The 20,459-nt window shown below is 68.4% G+C and carries 16 protein-coding genes and 1 tRNA gene; 5 read left to right on the forward strand and 12 right to left on the reverse strand.

The annotated features are described in order from the left end of the window. The first annotated feature begins 31 nt into the window (after window positions 1-31). The 3 genes from ACLJTM_RS00770 to ACLJTM_RS00780 are packed head-to-tail and all read left to right on the forward strand — an operon-like array spanning window position 32 to window position 2,951. The gene (locus ACLJTM_RS00770) at window positions 32-1,393 is read left to right on the forward strand and encodes a hypothetical protein (protein WP_411101370.1); all 1,362 of its coding nucleotides are present in this window, start codon (window positions 32-34) and stop codon (window positions 1,391-1,393) included. A gap of 23 nt (window positions 1,394-1,416) precedes the next feature. After that, window positions 1,417-1,860 (forward strand): hypothetical protein, encoded by a 444-nt coding sequence (locus tag ACLJTM_RS00775; RefSeq protein WP_411101371.1) that lies wholly within the window; start codon window positions 1,417-1,419, stop codon window positions 1,858-1,860. Then, window positions 1,857-2,951: a tetrahydrofolate dehydrogenase/cyclohydrolase catalytic domain-containing protein gene (locus ACLJTM_RS00780; RefSeq protein ID WP_411101372.1), complete on the forward strand. Its 1,095-nt coding sequence runs from the start codon at window positions 1,857-1,859 to the stop codon at window positions 2,949-2,951. The genes ACLJTM_RS00775 and ACLJTM_RS00780 overlap by 4 nt, the downstream gene beginning before the upstream one ends. A gap of 111 nt (window positions 2,952-3,062) precedes the next feature. On the opposite strand, the gene ACLJTM_RS00785 is transcribed toward ACLJTM_RS00780, so the two are convergent. The 10 genes from ACLJTM_RS00785 to ACLJTM_RS00830 all read right to left on the reverse strand — a co-directional run bounded on the left by ACLJTM_RS00785 (window position 3,063) and on the right by ACLJTM_RS00830 (window position 16,381). Next, complete coding sequence (locus tag ACLJTM_RS00785; RefSeq protein ID WP_411101373.1) at window positions 3,063-6,977, reverse strand: DNA-directed RNA polymerase subunit beta'; 3,915 nt, start codon at window positions 6,975-6,977, stop codon at window positions 3,063-3,065. Window positions 6,978-7,074: 97 nt separating this feature from the next. Next, on the reverse strand, window positions 7,075-10,557 hold the full coding sequence (gene rpoB, locus ACLJTM_RS00790) for a DNA-directed RNA polymerase subunit beta (protein ID WP_031147448.1): 3,483 nt from the start codon (window positions 10,555-10,557) through the stop codon (window positions 7,075-7,077). A gap of 566 nt (window positions 10,558-11,123) precedes the next feature. Next, on the reverse strand, window positions 11,124-11,507 hold the full coding sequence (gene rplL, locus ACLJTM_RS00795) for a 50S ribosomal protein L7/L12 (RefSeq protein WP_327415794.1): 384 nt from the start codon (window positions 11,505-11,507) through the stop codon (window positions 11,124-11,126). A gap of 110 nt (window positions 11,508-11,617) precedes the next feature. Continuing rightward, window positions 11,618-12,148, reverse strand: a complete 531-nt coding sequence (gene rplJ / locus ACLJTM_RS00800) for a 50S ribosomal protein L10 (RefSeq protein ID WP_030710304.1) — start codon at window positions 12,146-12,148, stop codon at window positions 11,618-11,620. A 261-nt stretch (window positions 12,149-12,409) separates the two neighbouring features. Then, the gene (locus tag ACLJTM_RS00805; protein WP_411101374.1) at window positions 12,410-13,273 is read right to left on the reverse strand and encodes an LppX_LprAFG lipoprotein; all 864 of its coding nucleotides are present in this window, start codon (window positions 13,271-13,273) and stop codon (window positions 12,410-12,412) included. A 188-nt stretch (window positions 13,274-13,461) separates the two neighbouring features. After that, complete coding sequence (rplA, locus tag ACLJTM_RS00810) at window positions 13,462-14,190, reverse strand: 50S ribosomal protein L1 (RefSeq protein ID WP_053682631.1); 729 nt, start codon at window positions 14,188-14,190, stop codon at window positions 13,462-13,464. Between the two features lie 89 nt (window positions 14,191-14,279). Continuing rightward, entirely contained in the window at window positions 14,280-14,714 is a 435-nt protein-coding gene (gene rplK / locus ACLJTM_RS00815) for a 50S ribosomal protein L11 (RefSeq protein WP_031147457.1), read from the reverse strand. Window positions 14,715-14,906: 192 nt separating this feature from the next. Further along, window positions 14,907-15,836, reverse strand: coding sequence for a transcription termination/antitermination protein NusG (gene nusG, locus ACLJTM_RS00820; RefSeq protein WP_411101375.1), 930 nt, complete (start codon window positions 15,834-15,836; stop codon window positions 14,907-14,909). Between the two features lie 84 nt (window positions 15,837-15,920). Then, window positions 15,921-16,202, reverse strand: a complete 282-nt coding sequence (gene secE, locus ACLJTM_RS00825; protein ID WP_030298162.1) for a preprotein translocase subunit SecE — start codon at window positions 16,200-16,202, stop codon at window positions 15,921-15,923. Between the two features lie 106 nt (window positions 16,203-16,308). Then, window positions 16,309-16,381 (reverse strand) — tRNA-Trp (locus ACLJTM_RS00830). Window positions 16,382-16,585: 204 nt separating this feature from the next. On the opposite strand from ACLJTM_RS00830, the gene ACLJTM_RS00835 reads away from it, so the two are divergent. Further along, window positions 16,586-17,812 carry a pyridoxal phosphate-dependent aminotransferase gene (locus ACLJTM_RS00835; RefSeq protein WP_411101376.1) on the forward strand — a complete coding sequence of 409 codons (1,227 nt, stop codon included), beginning with the start codon at window positions 16,586-16,588 and terminating at the stop codon, window positions 17,810-17,812. Window positions 17,813-17,946: 134 nt separating this feature from the next. Continuing rightward, on the forward strand, window positions 17,947-18,966 hold the full coding sequence (locus ACLJTM_RS00840) for an adenosine deaminase (protein WP_411101377.1): 1,020 nt from the start codon (window positions 17,947-17,949) through the stop codon (window positions 18,964-18,966). On the opposite strand, the gene ACLJTM_RS00845 is transcribed toward ACLJTM_RS00840, so the two are convergent. After that, complete coding sequence (locus ACLJTM_RS00845; RefSeq protein WP_411101378.1) at window positions 18,956-19,372, reverse strand: hypothetical protein; 417 nt, start codon at window positions 19,370-19,372, stop codon at window positions 18,956-18,958. The genes ACLJTM_RS00840 and ACLJTM_RS00845 overlap by 11 nt on opposite strands. Before the next feature lie 16 nt (window positions 19,373-19,388). Beyond that, window positions 19,389-20,444 (reverse strand): UDP-N-acetylmuramate dehydrogenase, encoded by a 1,056-nt coding sequence (locus ACLJTM_RS00850; protein ID WP_411101379.1) that lies wholly within the window; start codon window positions 20,442-20,444, stop codon window positions 19,389-19,391. Window positions 20,445-20,459 lie beyond the last annotated feature (15 nt).

Below are 20,459 nucleotides of genomic sequence, written 5' to 3' on the forward strand. Positions count from 1 at the left end.
AGGCAGCACGACTGTGCGCAGGAGAAACACGGTGGCCGCAGCGGTCCTGGCAGGAGCCGTCCTGGCCGGGTGCGGCGCAGGCGGCGGGAACGGGGGCGGGGACAAGGCCCCCGCCCCCGCGCAGGGGAGCGAGAAGGCACCGGGGACGGCGAGCCCGTCCGCCGCGGGCGTCACCGTCCAGCTGACGGTGCCGCCCGCCTACGCGGCCGACCGGGGGTGGCAGCAGACCCTGTCCTGGATGCCGCAGAAGTACAGCTCCAAGCCCCCGGTCGCCGTCGGGGCCCGTACGGACCTCGTCGCGTACGTCACGGTCACCGAGGACGGCTACGTCACCCAGGCCCGCCAGGCCTCCACCGGACGGATCCTGTTCAGCGGGCAGCCCTGGCAGCCCCCCACCTCCGCGTCGGAGGCCGGGAAGCACGGGTACGGCGGCGACTCGGTGGAACTGCCCTCGATCTCCACCGCCTACCAGGACGGCCGCGAGTACATCGTGACGTGGGCGCACGGAATCCTCGACGGGGACGCCCTGAACAAGGGCAAGGAGGTCGTCCGCCTGGCGGTCTACCCGGCGGACGCCTCCGGTGACGCCGTGGCACCCCTGCGCGAGATCGACGTACCCGTCCAGACGTACGGCCCGAACGGCAGCAACGAGGAGGAAAACCTCCGCGTCGAGGACTACGGGACGGGCCTGCAGGTCCACTGGAGCGGTCCGTCCCCCGGTTCCGTGGCCGTGGACCTGGCGACGGGCACCATCGACACCTGCGGCGACTCCTGCTCCAAGGGGCGCGGCCAGATCAAGACCGGCAAGGGCTGGCTGGTCAAGGACTTCTACGGGGCCTTCCAGGTCCCCGGCGCCTGGACCTCCTTCGAGGCCATCCCGCCGGGGGCGTCCGCGAAGAAGGGCGAGGTCAGCATGGACGGCCTCTACCGCTCCACCACCCGCGGCCACGTCTTCTCGTCCTGGCACACCCCGGCCGACAAGATCCTCTCGCCCCTCACCGCCGTCCACGACGCCACCACGGGGCAGCTGGAGACGAGCATGCCCTGCGAGTTGAAGCACGACAGCGCGGTCACCTCCCCCAACGGCCGCTTCATCGCGGACGGCACCGCGGCCTTCGACCTCCAGCGCCGCCAGGGCACCTGCCTGAGCGAGAACGAGCAGCGCAAGAAGGGTGTCTTCGTCACCGCCGTCACCGACGCCGGCACCGCTTACGGCACCGTCGGCCTCGACGACACCGCCACCGCGGAGGCCGACCTCGCCGGAGGCACCGGCGAACCCCGGCTCCTGCCGCCCGGCACCGTCGTGCCCACCTGGGCCCTGAAGGACACCGGCGTCTTCCTGACACCCGGCCCCACCGGCGGGCTGCTGATCTCCACGCTCCAGCACAAGTGACCGGCCCCACCATGGAGAAGCACATGGACCTCCCCCAGATCACCCGGCTGTTCCGGTGGCGGCACCCGCTCGCCGGCGAGGCCTTCTCCCTGCTGCGCGCGGTCTACGACCCCACCACCGGGCAGGCCGTCGCCGTCGTGTCCGAACTCGCCGACAACCCCGACGACCGCGGGATCACGTACGACTTCTCCAGCGTCGCCGAGGCCGCCCTCCCCCTGTTGCGCACCGGGCTGAGCGCCCAGCTGACCTCGGTCCTGTGGATCGCGCACTTCGGCGACTTCTCGTACCACGACCCGACCGGGCCGGAGACGTTCACCGTGGTCTCCCTCACCGTCACGGACGGTCGGTACCAGGACGATTACCAGGGTGACCGGCGCCTTGCCGAAGCAGACGTGATCCGACTCTTCGGCGGGCAGCCGCTGCTGCCGGTTCCCGACGTCCTGGCCGCCGTGGAACCCCTCACGTGACGGAGCAGGTGTCCGGCCGGGACGTACTGCGCCAAGCGCGCGAGCTGTACGCGCACTACCGGCACATCGTCCAGCCGCGACAGCACAAGGTCGCGGTCATCCGGTTCACCCCGGAGGCGCACGACCCACCGGACTGGCGGATGCGGCTGGAAGCCTCCCGGGTCTCGGCCGAGCAGAAGGTCAAGGCGTTCGAACACCTCGGCTTCCAGGCGGACCACGTCGTACTGCCGCCCGGCATCGACCGTGCCGGCTTCGCGGGCGTCCTGGACCGCTACAACCAGGACCAGGCGACCCGCGCGATCATCGTGCAGTTTCCGCCGCCCGCTGATCTGCGGGCAGTCGTCGCCGGGATGGATCCGGCGAAGGACATCGACGCCCTGTTGAAGGCGCGGTCCCCCTATCCCGCCTGCGCCACGGCCGAGGGCATTTACCGGGTCGCCGAGCCCTTCGCCCAGGACAGTCCCACCATCGCCGTGGTCGGCAGCAAGGGGTTCGTCGGCCAAGGAGTCGTCGGCCTGCTACGGGAGAACGGGCACGACCCCATCACCCTCGACCAGGGCCAGGACCTGCGCCTCGTCCGAGAGGCCGACATCGTCATCTCCGTCACCGGGAACCCCGGCATCCTGGGCCCCGACCACATCCGGCCCCACCACCGGGTGGTGATCGACTCTGGTTTCGTACCCCAGGCGGACGGCAGCGTCCGGGGCGACGTCCACCCGGCGGCCTCCGGGATCCCGCAGCACGTCACCCCCGTACCCGGCGGCATCGGGCCGGTCGAGATGGCGACGCTCATGGAACGGGTGATCCGCCAGGAGGTGGACCCGGCGGTCACGCCGTGGAAGGTGACGCCCGGCCCGTTCCTGGACCGCACCGCGTTCGCGCCGGCCGCCCCCGGGGCGGCCGCTCCCACCGCGACCCGCCCCACGGTCACCCCCACCGGCCCCGTCTCGATCGCCGAGGCCGCCCGGCTGCGCGCCGGCGGAGCCGCTCCGGCCGCCCCCGGGGTCCCGGCCGGGCCCCCGCGGACCCCCGCAGCGCCCGCCGCAGCCATCCACCAGCAGCCCCGGCAGGGCGGCGCCCCCGCCCGCTGACGCCCCGGCCGGGAGCCGCCCAGGCCGGGCCGGGGCGGGCCAGGCCCCGCAAACGCCGCAGGGCGGCCACCCTCACGGGTGACCGCCCTGCGGTTACTGCTCTGCTGCGACTCAGCCGTTGTACGGGCCGTAGTCGTAGTCCTCCAGCGGGACCGCCTGGCCGGAGCCGGTGCCGAAGGGCGAGTAGTCGATGTCGTCGTAGCCGACGGCCGAGTACATCGCGGCCTTGGCTTCCTCGGTGGGCTCCACCCGGATGTTGCGGTAGCGGGCGAGGCCCGTACCGGCCGGGATGAGCTTGCCGATGATGACGTTCTCCTTGAGGCCGATCAGGGAGTCGGACTTGGCGTTGATCGCCGCGTCCGTCAGAACCCTGGTCGTCTCCTGGAAGGACGCCGCCGACAGCCACGACTCGGTCGCGAGCGAGGCCTTGGTGATACCCATCAGCTGCGGACGGCCGGAGGCGGGGTGACCGCCCTCGGTGACCACGCGACGGTTCTCGGTCTCGAACTTCGACCGCTCGACGAGCTCGCCCGGCAGGAGCTCCGCGTCGCCGGACTCGATGATCGTCACGCGGCGCAGCATCTGCCGGATGATGATCTCGATGTGCTTGTCGTGGATCGACACGCCCTGCGAGTTGTAGACCTTCTGGACTTCGCCGACCAGGTGGACCTGGACGGCACGCTGGCCGAGGATGCGCAGCACGTCGTGCGGGTTGGTGGCACCCATGGTGAGCTTCTGGCCCACCTCGACGTGGTCGCCCTCGTGCACGATGACCTTGGCGCGCTTCGAGATCGGGAACGCCGTCTCGTCGCTGCCGTCGTCGGGCGTGATGACGATCTTCTTCGTCTTCTCGGTCTCCTCGATCCGCACGCGGCCGGCGGCCTCGGAGATCGGGGCGACACCCTTCGGGGTACGGGCCTCGAAGAGCTCGACGACACGCGGCAGACCCTGCGTGATGTCGTCACCGGCCACACCACCGGTGTGGAAGGTACGCATCGTCAGCTGGGTACCGGGCTCACCGATGGACTGGGCGGCGATGATGCCGACCGCCTCACCGATGTCGACCAGCTTGCCGGTGGCGAGCGAGCGTCCGTAGCAGAAGGCACAGGTGCCGACCGCGGACTCACAGGTCAGGACCGAGCGGGTCTTGACCTCCTCGACGCCGTTGGCGACCAGGGCGTCGATGAGGACGTCACCGAGGTCGACGTTGGCCGGCGCGATGACCTTGCCGTCGATGACGACGTCCTCGGCCAGCATGCGGGCGTAGATCGAGGTCTCGACGTCGTCGGCCTTGCGCAGCACGCCGTCCTCGCCGCGAACGGCGATCTTCAGCTTCAGGCCGCGCTCGGTGCCGCAGTCCTCCTCGCGGATGATCACGTCCTGCGAGACGTCCACCAGACGACGGGTCAGGTAACCCGAGTCGGCGGTACGCAGGGCGGTGTCCGCCAGACCCTTACGGGCACCGTGCGTGGAGATGAAGTACTCCAGAACGGTGAGGCCCTCACGGAAGGACGCCTTGATCGGACGCGGGATGGTCTCGTTCTTCGCGTTCGACACCAGACCACGCATACCGGCGATCTGTCGCATCTGCATCATGTTTCCTCGGGCACCCGAGTCAACCATCATGAAGATGGGGTTCGTCTTGGGGAAGTTCGCGTTCATCGCCTCGGCAACCTCGTTGGTCGCCTTGGTCCAGATCGCGATGAGCTCCTGCGTGCGCTCGTCCTTGGTGATCAGACCGCGCTCGTACTGCTTCTGGACCTTCTCGTCCTGCTCCTCGTAGCCCTTGACGATGGCCTTCTTGGCCTCGGGCACGACGACGTCGGAGATGGCCACGGTGACGCCCGAACGGGTCGCCCAGTGGAAGCCGGCCGCCTTCAGGTTGTCGAGCGTCGCCGCCACGATCACCTTGGGGTAGCGCTCCGCCAGGTCGTTGACGATCTCGGAGAGCTGCTTCTTGCCCACCGAGTAGTCGACGAACGGGTAGTCCTCGGGCAGCAGCTCGTTGAAGAGCGCGCGGCCCAGGGTGGTGCGCAGACGGAAGCTGTCGCCCGGCTGGAACTCACGCTCCGCCACGGCGTCCTCGCCGCTCTCGGCGACCGGCGGCACCCAGCCGCGCGGCGGGATGGTGCCCACCGGGAAGCGGATGTCGACGGCCGACTGGAGCGCGAGCTCGCCGTTGTCGAACGCCATGGTCGCCTCGGCCGTGGAGCCGAACGCGCGGCCCTCGCCCTTGACGTCACGGAGCTCGCCGTCGGTGGTCAGGAAGAACAGACCGAGGACCATGTCCTGGGTCGGCATCGTGACCGGACGGCCGTCGGCCGGCTTCAGGATGTTGTTCGAGGACAGCATCAGGATGCGGGCCTCGGCCTGCGCCTCCGCGGAGAGCGGCAGGTGCACGGCCATCTGGTCACCGTCGAAGTCCGCGTTGAACGCGGTGCAGACGAGCGGGTGGATCTGGATGGCCTTGCCCTCGACCAGCTGGGGCTCGAAGGCCTGGATGCCGAGGCGGTGCAGCGTGGGCGCACGGTTGAGCAGGACCGGGTGCTCGGCGATGACCTCTTCGAGGACGTCGTAGACCACCGTGCGGCCGCGCTCGACCATGCGCTTCGCCGACTTGATGTTCTGCGCGTGGTTCAGGTCGACCAGGCGCTTCATCACGAACGGCTTGAAGAGCTCCAGCGCCATGGCCTTGGGCAGGCCGCACTGGTGCAGCTTCAGCTGCGGACCGACGACGATCACGGAACGCGCGGAGTAGTCCACGCGCTTGCCGAGGAGGTTCTGGCGGAATCGACCCTGCTTGCCCTTGAGCATGTCGCTCAGGGACTTCAGCGGGCGGTTGCCGGGACCGGTCACCGGGCGGCCACGACGACCGTTGTCGAAGAGGGCGTCCACGGCCTCCTGGAGCATGCGCTTCTCGTTGTTCACGATGATCTCGGGGGCACCGAGGTCCAGAAGGCGCTTCAGGCGGTTGTTGCGGTTGATCACGCGGCGGTACAGGTCGTTCAGGTCGGAGGTCGCGAAGCGGCCACCGTCCAGCTGCACCATCGGACGCAGGTCCGGCGGGATCACCGGCACGCAGTCCAGAACCATGCCCTTGGGCTTGTTGCTGGTCTGCAGGAACGCGGAGACGACCTTGAGGCGCTTGAGCGCACGGGTCTTCTTCTGGCCCTTGCCGGTACGGATGATCTCGCGGAGGCGCTCGGCCTCCTCCTCCAGGTCGAAGGACTCCAGGCGCTTCTGCAGCGCGGCGGCGCCCATGCACCCGTCGAAGTACGTGCCGAAGCGGTCACGCAGCTCGCGGTACAGGAGCTCGTCGCCCTCCAGGTCCTGGACCTTGAGGTTCTTGAAGCGGGCCCACACCTCGTCGAGGCGGTCGATCTCGCGCTGGGCGCGGTCGCGGAGCTGCTTCATCTCACGCTCGGCACCTTCGCGCACCTTGCGGCGCACGTCGGCCTTCGCGCCCTCGGCCTCAAGCTCGGCCAGGTCGGTCTCAAGCTTCTTGGCACGGCCTTCGAGGTCCGCGTCGCGGCGGTTCTCGATCTGCTGGCGCTCGACGGAGACGTGCGCCTCCAGGGACGGGAGGTCGCGGGTGCGGCGCTCGTCGTCCACGAACGTGATCATGTACGCGGCGAAGTAGATGACCTTCTCGAGGTCCTTCGGCGCGAGGTCCAGCAGGTAGCCCAGGCGCGAGGGGACGCCCTTGAAGTACCAGATGTGGGTGACGGGAGCGGCAAGCTCGATGTGGCCCATCCGCTCACGGCGCACCTTGGCGCGCGTGACCTCGACGCCGCAGCGCTCGCAGATGATGCCCTTGAAGCGGACACGCTTGTACTTGCCGCAGTAGCACTCCCAGTCCCGGGTCGGACCGAAGATCTTCTCGCAGAAGAGTCCGTCCTTCTCGGGCTTGAGGGTGCGGTAGTTGATGGTCTCCGGCTTCTTGACCTCGCCGTGCGACCAGGTTCGGATGTCGTCCGCGGTGGCAAGGCCGATCCGCAGCTCGTCGAAGAAGTTGACGTCGAGCACTGTGCGTCAATCCCTCTTTCGGGGTCGAGTCTCAATCATGGTCTGAACGGTCCCGGGGATGACGGGGGGCTCTTGAGCGAGCCCCCCGTCAGGCCCGTCAGACCTCTTCGACGCTGCTCGGCTCGCGCCGGGACAGGTCGATACCGAGCTCCTCCGCCGCGCGGAAGACGTCCTCGTCGGTGTCGCGCATCTCGATGGACATGCCGTCCGAGGACAGCACCTCCACGTTGAGGCAGAGCGACTGCATTTCCTTGATGAGCACCTTGAAGGACTCGGGAATGCCCGGCTCGGGGATGTTCTCGCCCTTGACGATGGCCTCGTAGACCTTCACGCGGCCGGTGACGTCGTCGGACTTGATGGTCAGCAGCTCCTGGAGGGCGTAAGCGGCGCCATAAGCCTCAAGCGCCCACACCTCCATCTCACCGAAGCGCTGGCCACCGAACTGCGCCTTACCACCCAGCGGCTGCTGCGTGATCATCGAGTACGGACCGGTCGACCGAGCGTGGAGCTTGTCGTCGACCAGGTGGTGGAGCTTGAGGATGTACATGTACCCGACCGAGATCGGGTCCGGGAACGGCTCGCCGGAGCGGCCGTCGAACAGACGCGCCTTACCGGTCGGGAGCACCATGCGCTCGCCGTCGCGGTTCGGGATGGTGTGCTGCAGCAGACCGGCCAGCTCGTCCTCGCGGGCACCGTCGAACACCGGGGTGGCGACGTTGGTGCCGGGGGCGACCTGGTCGGCGCCGATCGCCTGGAGGCGCTGCGCCCACTCGTCCGCCAGGCCGGAGACGTCCCAGCCGCGGCTGGCGAGCCAGCCGAGGTGGATCTCCAGGACCTGTCCCGGGTTCATTCGGGACGGGACACCCAGCGGGTTCAGGATGATGTCGACGGGCGTGCCGTCTTCCAGGAAGGGCATGTCCTCGATCGGAAGGATCTTGGAGATGACGCCCTTGTTGCCGTGGCGGCCGGCGAGCTTGTCACCGTCGGTGATCTTGCGCTTCTGGGCCACGTAGACGCGGACCAGCTGGTTCACGCCCGGAGGAAGCTCGTCGCCCTCCTCGCGGTCGAAGACGCGGACCCCGATGACCTTGCCGATCTCACCGTGGGGGACCTTGAGCGAGGTGTCACGCACCTCGCGGGCCTTCTCACCGAAGATCGCGCGGAGCAGGCGCTCCTCCGGGGTCAGCTCGGTCTCGCCCTTGGGCGTGACCTTGCCGACCAGGATGTCGCCGGCGACGACGTCCGCACCGATGCGGATGATGCCGCGCTCGTCGAGGTCCGCGAGGACCTCCTCGGAGACGTTCGGGATGTCCCGGGTGATCTCCTCGGGGCCCAGCTTGGTGTCACGGGCGTCGACCTCGTGCTCCTCGATGTGGATCGAGGAGAGGACGTCGTCCTGTACGAGGCGCTGCGACAGGATGATCGCGTCCTCGTAGTTGTGGCCTTCCCAGGGCATGAACGCCACGAGCAGGTTCTTGCCGAGGGCCATTTCGCCCTCTTCGGTCGCGGGACCGTCGGCGAGGACCTGGGACTCGATGATCCGGTCGCCCTCGTTGACGATGACCTTCTGGTTGACCGAGGTGCCCTGGTTCGAGCGGGAGAACTTCGCGACGCGGTACGTGGTGTACGTGCCGTCGTCGTTGGCGACGGTGATGTAGTCGGCCGAGACCTCCTGGACCACACCGTCCTTCTCCGCACGGATCGAGTCACCGGCGTCGACCGCACAGCGGTACTCCATGCCGGTGCCGACGAGCGGCGCCTCCGCCTTGATCAGCGGAACGGCCTGGCGCATCATGTTCGCGCCCATGAGGGCACGGTTGGCGTCGTCGTGCTCCAGGAAGGGGATCATCGCGGTCGCGACGGACACCATCTGGCGCGGGGAGACGTCCATGTAGTCGACGTCGTCGCCGGCGATGTAGTCGATCTCGCCGCCACGACGGCGGACCAGCACGCGGTTCTCGGTGAAGCGCATCTCGTCGTTCAGGCCGGCGTTGGCCTGGGCGATGACGAAGCGGTCTTCCTCGTCCGCGGTCAGGTAGTCGACCTCGTCCGTGACGACACCCTCGATGACCTTGCGGTACGGGGTCTCGACGAAGCCGAAGGCGTTGACCCGGCCGTAGGACGCGAGCGAGCCGATCAGACCGATGTTCGGGCCTTCAGGGGTCTCGATCGGGCACATGCGGCCGTAGTGCGACGGGTGGACGTCACGGACCTCGAAGCCGGCCCGCTCACGGGACAGACCGCCGGGGCCCAGCGCCGACAGGCGGCGCTTGTGGGTCAGACCCGACAGCGGGTTGTTCTGGTCCATGAACTGCGACAGCTGGCTGGTGCCGAAGAACTCCTTGATGGAGGCGACGACCGGCCGGATGTTGATCAGGGTCTGCGGCGTGATGGCCTCGACGTCCTGGGTCGTCATGCGCTCGCGGACGACGCGCTCCATCCGCGCCAGGCCCGTGCGGACCTGGTTCTGGATGAGCTCGCCGACGTTGCGCAGACGACGGTTGCCGAAGTGGTCGATGTCATCGGTCTCGACCACGATCGAGCGGCCGGACTCGCCGGTCGTCTCGGTCTCGCCGGCGTGCAGCTTCACCAGGTACTTGATCGTCGCGATGACGTCGTCCGTGGTGAGCACACCGGCGTCCAGCGGCTCGTCGGCGCCGAGCTTCTTGTTCACCTTGTAGCGGCCGACCTTGGCGAGGTCGTAGCGCTTCGGGTTGAAGTAGAGGTTCTCGAGCAGCGTCTGAGCGGCCTCGCGGGTCGGCGGCTCGCCCGGACGCAGCTTGCGGTAGATGTCGAGCAGCGCGTCGTCCTGACCCTGGGTGTGGTCCTTCTCCAGGGTGGCGCGCATGGACTCGTACTCGCCGAACTCCTCCAGGATCTGCTCGGTGGTCCAGCCGAGAGCCTTCAGGAGGACGGTGACGGACTGCTTGCGCTTGCGGTCGATGCGGACACCGACCATGTCGCGCTTGTCGATCTCCATCTCCAGCCAGGCACCCCGGGACGGGATGATCTTGGCGGAGAAGATGTCCTTGTCGGACGTCTTGTCGATGGAGGAGTCGAAGTAGACACCGGGGGAACGGACAAGCTGCGACACGACGACACGCTCGGTGCCGTTGATGACGAAGGTGCCCTTGTTGGTCATGAGCGGGAAGTCGCCCATGAAGACCGTCTGAGACTTGATCTCTCCGGTCTCGTTGTTCGTGAACTCGGCCGTGACGAACAGCGGAGCCGCGTATGTGAAGTCGCGCTCCTTGCACTCGTCGACAGAGTTCTTCGCCGGCTCGAAACGGTGGTCGCGGAAGGTCAGCGACATCGACCCGGAGAAGTCCTCGATCGGCGAGATCTCCTCGAAGATCTCTTCCAGACCGGACTTGGTGGGGACGTCCTGTCCACTCTCAAGCGCCGACTCGACGCGAGACTTCCAGGCCGCATTCCCGAGCAGCCAGTCAAAGCTCTCGGTCTGCAGCGCCAGGAGGTTCGGAACCTCGAGGGGTTCCTTGATCTTTGCAAAGGAGATGCGCAGCGGGGCGGTGCTGGCACCGTTGTTCGTATTGGTCGAGGCGTTGCGCGAGGCGGCCAAGAGGGGGTCCTTCCGAGGGCTCGGACTCACTACGCGCGTACCGGTCCCAGCCGACACAGAAGACAGGCTCTCCCGACTTGGGCCAAAAGCTCAGGTCAGGACGATCAATCAAGTGTGCTCAAGCGTGGGCATGCCCCTGGCGACGGGCAGGGGGCAGCTAACAGGCAGCGCAAAGGGTCAGTGTAGCCACTCGGCTCACTGATGTCCAGACCAGGTTTCCGGAAACCGGCAACAGGCCTTCCCCATGTTGTTCCGACACTGCTTCAACGCTGCGGCCTCGTACACAGAGCGCGTATGAGTACTGCCCTCTTCGTAGTCGATCCATGCCTCAGATCTCGGATCGAAGCTGACCGAGCTGGCGACGGGTTTGAGAATTGCGCGCCGCGTCCCGTTCGTCAAGGCCCCCTGCTCCGAGCGGATCATCTTGGGACCCTGCCGCAGAGCAACGATGATCACCCTACTCCCCAACGAGACCAGGGCAAGTCAGGCACTACGGGTACGCCAAAGGGCGACCACCCTTACGGGTGATCGCCCTCGGCTGAGGCCTCAGAGAGGCCTCAGAGGTGTTACTTGACCTCGACAGCCGCGCCGGCAGCCTTGAGGGACTCGGCGGCCTTGTCAGCGGCCTCCTTGGCGACCTTCTCGAGGACCGGCTTCGGAGCGCCGTCGACGAGGTCCTTGGCCTCCTTCAGGCCCAGGGAGGTCAGCTCGCGCACGACCTTGATGACCTGGATCTTCTTGTCGCCGGCACCGGTGAGGATGACGTCGAACTCGTCCTGCTCCTCGGCAACCTCGGCGGCCGGGCCACCGGCGGCGGGGCCGGCAACGGCGACGGCCGCGGCGGCGGTGACGTCGAACTTCTCCTCGAAGGCCTTCACGAACTCGGAGAGCTCGATGAGGGTCATCTCCTCGAACTGGGCGAGGAGGTCGTCCTGAGAGAGCTTCGCCATGATGGGCGATCCTTCCACTAATTCGGCAGGTGCCGGATGTATATAGAGGCGGGCGTAACGGCCCGCTACGACCCACGCACTAGGCGGCGTGGATCAGTGCGCGAGCCGAATTACTCGGCACCGCCCTGCTCGGCGAGCTTGACGCGAAGCGCTTCCGCGGTGCGGACGAACTTCGACGGCAGCGCCTGGAAGAGCGAGGCAGCCTGAGACTGCTTGCCCTTGAACGCGCCGGCCAGCTTGCTGAGCAGAACCTCGCGGGACTCGAGGTCCGCAAGCTTCTTGATCTCATCGGCCGTGAGCGCCTTGCCATCAAGGACACCCGCCTTGATGATGAGGTTCGGGTTGTCCTTGGCGAAGTCACGCAGGCTCTTCGCCGACTCCACCGGGTCACCGGTGATGAAGGCGACCGCGGTCGGACCAGCGAAGTGCTCGTCCAGCGCGGTGATCCCGGCCTGGTTGGCCGCAATCTTGGTCAGCGTGTTCTTCACCACGGCGTACTGGGCGTTCTCACCGAGCGAACGACGCAGCGTCTTGAGCTGCGCAACGGTGAGACCCCGGTACTCGGTCAGCACGGCGGCGTTCGAGCTCTGGAACTGGTCCGTGAGCTCGGCTACCGCGGCAGCCTTGTCGGGCCTTGCCATAGAGCGTCGGCCTCCTTCCGGGTGATGAGGACCGCTCAGAAGGGGCTGAACAAAACGAAACGCCCCGGCGCAAGCGCACGGGGCGTAAGCTCGACCGAATCACTCCGGGAGCTTCTCCACGAACACCTGCGCAGGACGTCCGCACTCAGCGGATCCTTCGGCCACCGCACTCTTGCGAGCACGGCAACGACCAGCGGTCTTTGGCTTCTGGTGAAGCGTACGTGAAGGGGTCGAGCCAAGGCAAATCGCCTCAGGGGCGCCTCAGGAGCCCTCGCCGGCGCCCGCCATCATCTCGGCCAGGTCCACCACCTGGTCGGCCGGCGGAGCGGCGACCTCGACCGGCTTGTTGACGTCCAGGAACTTGATGGTGACGTCCATCGGACCGGACGAGCCGTTGCCGCGGGTGCGGAACTGCCTGGTCTGGTCGGACTCGTCGATCCAGATGTCCATGGTCAGGTCCTTGATGCCCTGCGCCTCCAGCGTCTTCACGTTCTTCTCCTGGCGCGCCTTGGTCTCGGGCGTGGCCGCCGCGCTCTGGGCCTTCAGCTCGTCCAGCGTGACCGTGCCGGTCAGGTGCGTGGTCTTCTGACCGTCGACGGTCTCCTCGCCGACCGTCTTCAGGTCCTTGGCCGCGCTCAGGTCCCCCGCCCGGTCGCCCGGGTTCTCGCCCTGCTGGCCCGCGCCCAGCGCATCCAGCTGCTTGGCCTCTTCCGGCGCCATCGCCTTCATGTCGAACTTCATGAACTTGCCCTCGCCACCGATGTAGAGCACGCCGTCGAGGAGGCGGATCTCGACGTTCTGTCCCGGCGTCTCGGGCGAGGCCATCGTCATGGACATCGCCACGGTGGGCTTGAGGCGCATCGAGGCCTCGCCGGAGATGTTCTGCCCCGCGGCCGTACCGGACATCGAGTAGCGCAGCGAGGTGATCTCCGCGGACTTCTTCTTCGTCTTCTCCAGGAACGCGGCCGGTGCGACCGCGGCCGGCGTCGGCGCGGCCGTGGACGGCGCCGCAGAGGCCCCGTTGTCCTTCTTCGTGTCCTTGGCGTCCTCGCACGCCGTGGCCCCGCCCACGAGCAGTACGGCGGCCAGTGCGGCGCCGGCGGTCTTCCTGCGGTATGCAGACATGGAGGTCCCCCACCCCTTGTGATCATTCACTTGGTGCCGACAGTACGTTCCCTTGCCGCTCGAACACCTGCCCTTTGCGCGTCCGGTCCCGCTTTGTGGCGCGAAACACGGAAACGGGCCCCCCACCGCCCGTGAAGGGAGGTGGAGGGCCCGCTCAGCCGAGCAATGAGCCGGAGGGCTCAGCCGGATCAGACAGCAGCCGGGTCTTCCTCGACGAGGAGGTTCCGGGTGCGGTTGGAGTCCAGCTGGATGCCGGGACCCATCGTGGTGCTCAGGGCGGCCTTCTTGATGTAGCGGCCCTTCGCGGCGGACGGCTTCAGACGAAGGATCTCGTCGAGGGCGGCGCCGTAGTTCTCGACCAGCTGCTCATCGGAGAAGGAGACCTTGCCGATGATGAAGTGCAGGTTCGAGTGCTTGTCGACGCGGAACTCGATCTTGCCACCCTTGATCTCGGTGACGGCCTTCGCGACGTCCATCGTGACGGTGCCGGTCTTCGGGTTCGGCATGAGGCCACGGGGACCGAGCACGCGGCCGAGACGGCCGACCTTGCCCATGAGGTCCGGGGTGGCCACCACGGCGTCGAACTCGTTGAGGCGGTTGCCCTTGGCGATCTCGTTGATCAGTTCGTCATCGCCGACGATGTCGGCGCCGGCGGCTTCCGCGGCCGCAGCACGGTCACCGGTCGCGAAGACCAGGACCCGGGCGGTCTTGCCGGTGCCGTGCGGGAGGTTCACGGTGCCGCGCACCATCTGGTCGGCCTTGCGCGGGTCGACACCCAGGCGGAAGGCGACCTCGACGGTGCTGTCGAACTTGGTCGCGGAGGTCTCCTTGGCGAGACGGACGGCCTCGAGCGGGGCGTACTGCTTCTCCCGGTCGACCTTGGCGTCCGCAGCGCGGAGAGTCTTGCTGCGCTTCACTTCTGCTCCTGTGTTGTTTCTTCAGACGTGGAGTCGTGGTGCGGACCAGCGCTTGGCCCTACCACTGGTGGTACGGGGATGTGGCTGGATCAGCCTTCGACCGTGATGCCCATCGAGCGCGCGGTACCGGAAATGATCTTCACGGCGGCGTCGATGTCGTTGGCGTTCAGGTCGGGCATCTTCAGCTCGGCGATCTCGCGGACCTGGGCGCCGGTGAGCTTGGCGACCTTGGTCTTGTGCGGCTCGCCGGAGCCCTTCTCCACGCCCGCGTGCTTCAGGATGAGGCGCGCGGCCGGCGGAGTCTTGGTGATGAAGGTGAAGGAGCGGTCGTCGTAGACCGTGATCTCCACCGGCACGACCATGCCACGCTGCGACTCGGTCGCGGCGTTGTAGGCCTTGCAGAACTCCATGATGTTGACGCCGTGCTGACCGAGCGCGGGGCCGACCGGCGGAGCCGGGTTGGCCGCACCGGCCTTGATCTGGAGCTTGATAAGCCCCGTGACCTTCTTCTTCTTGGGAGGCATTGCTCTCTCCGGGTCCTAGTGAGAGTTTTCAGCCACTCATCCGGTCATCCGGATGGAGGCATACCGCACCACGATAACGGGTATCGGTGCGGGGCTAAAAACCGAGCAGGTCAGACCGCCCGCGAGGGCGATCTGACCTGTCCGGAAGCTGTGGCCCGGAAGCCCTGGCTCACGCGCAGTGGATCAGCGCGGTCAGTTCTTCTGGATCTGGTCGAAGCTGAGCTCGACCGGGGTCTCGCGGCCGAAGATCTCGACGAGGCCCTTGACCTTCTTCGAGTCCGGGTTGATCTCGTTGATCGTCGCCTGCAGCGTCGCGAACGGACCGTCGGTGACGGTGACCGAGTCGCCGACCTCGAAGTCCAGGACCTCGATGGTGCGCTTGACGGCGGGCGCCGGCAGGCCGGCCTCTTCCGCGGCGGCCTTGGCGGCCTTCTCCTGCGCCTCCGGGGCGAGCATCTTGACGATCTCGTCCAGGGTCAGCGGGTACGGGTCGTACGCGTTGCCGACGAAGCCGGTGACGCCAGGCGTGTTGCGGACGACGCCCCAGGACTCGTTCGTCAGATCCATGCGGACGAGAACGTAGCCGGGCAGCTTGTTCTGCCGGACGTTCTTGCGCTCGCCGTTCTTGATCTGGACGATCTCTTCCTCGGGCACCTCGGCCTGGTAGATGAACTCCTCGACGTTCAGCGAGACGGCGCGCTGCTCCAGGTTGGCCTTCACGCGCTTCTCGTAGCCCGCGTAGGTGTGGATCACGTACCACTCGCCGGGCAGGAGGCGCAGTTCGTCGCGCAGGGCCTGGACGGGGTCGACGGGCTCCGCCGGCTCGGCCGGGGCCTCCTCGTCGGTGTCCGCGCCGGCCTCGGCCGCCACGTCCTGCGCGTCCTCGTCCTCGGTCTCGTCCTCGACGGCGTCGGCGGCCTCTTCGGCCTCGGCGTCGTCCTCAGCCTCGACGTCCACCTCGTCCTCGACGTGCAGCGCGGCCTCTTCGGCGGCGACACCCGCCTCGGCGTCGGCGAGCTCGGCCTCGTCGGGGTCCACAGCGTCTGCCGCCTCGACGATGTCGAGCTCGTCCTCGACGGACTCGACGGAGTCGTGGCTCGCGTTCAGGTTCGGGTCAGACACGGTGGCTGCTTCTTCCTGGATACAAAAGGTGGTGGAACATGCGAAAAGGGGCGGCACCCATCAAGGCGCCGCCCTCCGCGGGGATCAGCCGAAGACGAACTTGATGGCTTCCTGGAACCCATAGTCAATCACGGTCACCAGACCGATCATGATGACCACGAAGACAATCACCACGGTGGTGTACGTCGTGAGCTGGTTGCGAGTGGGCCATACAACCTTGCGGAGTTCCGCGACGATCTGGCGGTAGAACAGCGCGAGCCGGCCCAGAGGACCCTTCTTGCCGCGCTTGCCGCCCTTGCGGGCCTTCTTCTCGCGAGTGTCGTCCTCGGCGTCAGGCATGTCGATGGAGCCCAGGGCGTCCGTCACGTCTCTCACCTGAATCCGGGTCGTGGCCGTACCGCGCCCGGTTGCGCCGCACGGCGTTGCATCGAAGTACGTACCTGCGCACACACATCCGAGAAGGAGTGTGGAGCAGGGCCGGAGGGACTCGAACCCCCAACCGCTGGTTTTGGAGACCAGTGCTCTACCAATTGAGCTACGACCCTTTGCGTCCCCCAACCTACCGCATCCGGGCGAGTGCACGGAGTGCTCACGCTCTGGAGCGGCTGGCGAGGTCCAACGACAGGTGAGTGTACGTGAACCGGGCCCTGACGTCGAACAGAACCCGGCCCGGCCCGCTCCGCCCGGCCTCCCGTCCGGTACCTGAAACGGCGTGCGGCCCGTCTTTGCCGTCTGGGACGATTGGCCGCATGACCTCTGAAACGCCTTCCACCGAGCGCCGGGTATCCGCCCGTATCGGCGCCATCTCCGAGTCCGCCACCCTCGCCGTCGACGCCAAGGCCAAGGCACTCAAGGCCGCCGGTCGCCCGGTGATCGGCTTCGGCGCGGGCGAACCCGACTTCCCGACTCCCGACTACATCGTGGAGGCTGCGGTCGAGGCCTGCCGCAACCCGAAGTTCCACCGCTACACCCCGGCCGGCGGCCTCCCGGAGCTGAAGGCCGCGATCGCCGCGAAGACGCTGCGCGACTCGGGTTACGAGGTCGAGGCGTCCCAGGTCCTGGTGACCAACGGTGGCAAGCAGGCGATCTACGAGGCCTTCGCCGCCGTCCTCGACCCGGGCGACGAGGTCATCGTCCCGGCCCCGTACTGGACCACGTACCCGGAGTCGATCCGGCTCGCCGGCGGTGTCCCGGTCGAGGTCGTCGCCGACGAGACCACCGGCTACCGGGTCTCCGTCGAGCAGCTCGAAGCCGCCCGCACCGAGCGCACCAAGGTCGTCCTCTTCGTCTCCCCGTCCAACCCGACGGGCGCCGTCTACAGCGAGGCCGACGCCCGCGCGATCGGCGAGTGGGCCGCCGAGCACGGCCTGTGGGTCCTGACCGACGAGATCTACGAGCACCTGGTCTACGGCGACGCGACCTTCACCTCGCTGCCGGTCCTGGTCCCCGCCCTGCGCGACAAGTGCATCATCGTCAACGGCGTCGCCAAGACGTACGCGATGACGGGCTGGCGCGTGGGCTGGGTCATCGCCCCGCAGGACGTGATCAAGGCGGCGACCAACCTGCAGTCCCACGCCACCTCCAACGTCTCCAACGTCGCGCAGATCGCCGCGCTGGCAGCCGTCTCGGGCAACCTGGACGCCGTCGCCGAGATGCGCAAGGCCTTCGACCGCCGCCGCCAGACCATGGTGAAGATGCTCAACGAGATCGACGGCGTGGTCTGCCCCGTCCCCGAGGGCGCCTTCTACGCCTACCCCTCGGTGAAGGCCCTCCTCGGCAAGGAGATCCGCGGCAAGCGCCCGCAGACCTCCGTCGAGCTGGCCGCGCTGATCCTCGACGAGGCCGAGGTCGCCGTCGTCCCGGGCGAGGCCTTCGGCACCCCCGGCTACCTGCGCCTGTCCTACGCCCTGGGCGACGAGGACCTGGTCGAGGGCGTGTCCCGCGTGCAGAAGCTGCTGGCGGAGGCCAAGGCCTGACGGCCCCCGGCACCCCGCTCGGCCGTTCCCCCGGCACCCCGGCCGACCGGAACCGACCCGATCACCCGTGCGAGCAAGCCCCCGATCGGCAAAACGACCTCCCGCTCGGAGCATCCGTACGGCAGGATCACCGGATGGAGCACGTACGCGATCTCACGCTTCTGCCGAAAGCCCACCTCCACCTGCACTTCACCGGGTCGATGCGACCGTCGACCCTGCTGGAGCTCGCCGACAAGTACGGCGTGCGGCTGCCCGACGCGCTGACCGCCGGTGAACCCCCCAAGCTGCGGGCCACCGACGAACGCGGCTGGTTCCGCTTCCAGCGGCTCTACGACGCCGCCCGCTCCTGCCTGCGCGAACCCGACGACATCCGCCGGCTCGTCCGCGAAGCCGCGGAGGAGGACGTACGGGACGGCAGCGGCTGGCTGGAGATCCAGGTGGACCCCACCTCCTACGCCCCCCTGCTCGGCGGCATGATCCCCGCCGTCGAGATCATCCTGGACGCCGTGGACGCCGCCTCCCGGGAGACCGGCCTCGGAATCCGGGTCCTCATCGCCGCGAACCGCATGAAGCACCCCCTGGACGCCCGCACCCTCGCCCGCCTCGCGGTCCGCTACGCCGACCGCGGCATCGTCGGCTTCGGACTCTCCAACGACGAGCGCCGCGGCATGGCCCGCGACTTCGACCGGGCCTTCGCCATCGCCCGCGAGGGCGGCCTCCTCGCGGCGCCGCACGGCGGCGAGCTCACCGGCCCGGCCTCCGTCCGCGACTGCCTCGACGACCTGCACGCCGCCCGCATCGGGCACGGCGTACGCGCCGCCGAGGACCCCCGGCTCCTCAAACGGCTCGCCGACCGGCAGATCACCTGCGAGGTCTGCCCCGCCTCCAACGTGGCCCTCGGCGTCTACGAACGGCCCGAGGACGTGCCGCTGCGCACCCTCTTCGAGGCGGGGGTGCCGATGGCGCTGGGCGCCGACGACCCGCTGCTGTTCGGCTCCCGGCTGGCAGCCCAGTACGAGTTCGCCCGCACCTACCACGGCTTCACGGACGCCGAACTCGCCGAACTCGCCCGCCAGTCGGTACGCGGTTCCGCCGCACCCGAGGACGTCCAGGCCAAGCTGCTGGCCGGGATCGACCACTGGCTCAGCGGGTGAGCCGCAGGTCCCCCTCGTAGCAGTCGGCCCGCACCCGGCCCCCGCCGGGGAAGCCGATCTCCAGGTGGGTGCGCCCCTGCTCGGGCACCGCGTACTCGGCCACCGAGGCCACCGGCTCCCCGAGGTGCCGCAGGAAGGGATGGTCGCCGAGGTCCTCACCGACCTCGATGCGGCCCCACTCCCCCAGGTCGTACGGCCCGTGCGGCGCCGCGGACTCCACGATGAGGCACTGGTCGGACCCGGTGGTGATCCGGATGCAGTCGCCGACGCTGTCGATCAGCCAGACGTCGAGCGGAGCCTCGGACCGCTCCCCCTCGCTGACGTGCCAGGACGCGACGACTCTGCTGAGCGTGCGCCCCACGAGGCGGGTGGGGTCCGTACCGGCCCCGTGGAGGGGACAGAGCATGGGCGGCCGGAGCTCCTCAGATGCTGACGCCGACCGTCACCGGCTCGTTGACCAGGGTGACGCCGAAGGCCGCGTGGACACCCGCGACGACCTCGCGGGCCAGGGCGAGGAGGTCCTCGGTGGTGGCCCCGCCCCGGTTGGTCAGGGCGAGGGTGTGCTTGGTGGAGATGCGCGCCGGGCCCGTCCCGTAGCCCTTGGTGAAACCGGCCTTGTCGATCAGCCAGGCCGCGCTGGTCTTCGTCCGGCCCTCGCCCGCGGGGTAGGCCGGCGGGGCGGCCTCCGTGCCGAGGCGCTCGCGGGCCCGGACCAGGAAGGCGGCGTAGGCCTCGTCCGTCAGGATCGGGTTGTGGAAGAAGGAGCCCGCGGACCAGGTGTCGTGGTCCGCCGGGTCGAGCACCATGCCCTTGCCCGCGCGCAGCCGCAGCACGGTCTCGCGGGCCACGGCGGCGGGGACCCGGTCACCGGCGGTGACACCGAGGACGCGGGCGGTCTCCGGGTACTTGATCGGCACGGAGAGGCCGTCCGCGTCCTCCAGGGCGAAGCGCACGCGCAGGACGACGTACCGTCCGGGCTGGTCCTTGAAGGTGCTGTTGCGGTACCGGAAGGCGCACTCGGCGGCGCTCAGGGTGACCGTCTCGCCGGTGGTGCGGTCGTAGGCGACGACCTCGGTGATCGTGTCGCACACCTCCTGGCCGTACGCCCCGACGTTCTGGATCGGGGTCGCACCGGCCGAGCCGGGGATACCGGCGAGGCATTCGATGCCCGCCAGGCCCGCCTCGACGGTGCGGGCGACCGCGTCGCTCCAGTTCTCGCCGGCGGCGAGTTCCAGCCGGGTGCCGTCGAGGGTGAAGCCGGTGGTCGCGATGCGCAGGGCAGTCCCCTCGAAACCCCCGTCGCCGATCACCAGGTTGCTGCCCCCGCCGATGACCAGGAGCGGGGTGCCGCTGTCGTCCGCGGCGCGGACGGCGGCGACCACTTCGGCGTCGGTGGTCGCCGTCACCAGGCGGGCGGCGGGTCCGCCGAGGCGGAAGGTGGTCAGCGGGGCGAGGGGGGCGTCATGGAGTTCCTGCACGTGGACAAGAGTACG

The organism is Streptomyces sp. cmx-4-9, from assembly GCF_046548835.1.
Classification (GTDB): Bacteria; Actinomycetota; Actinomycetes; order Streptomycetales; family Streptomycetaceae; genus Streptomyces.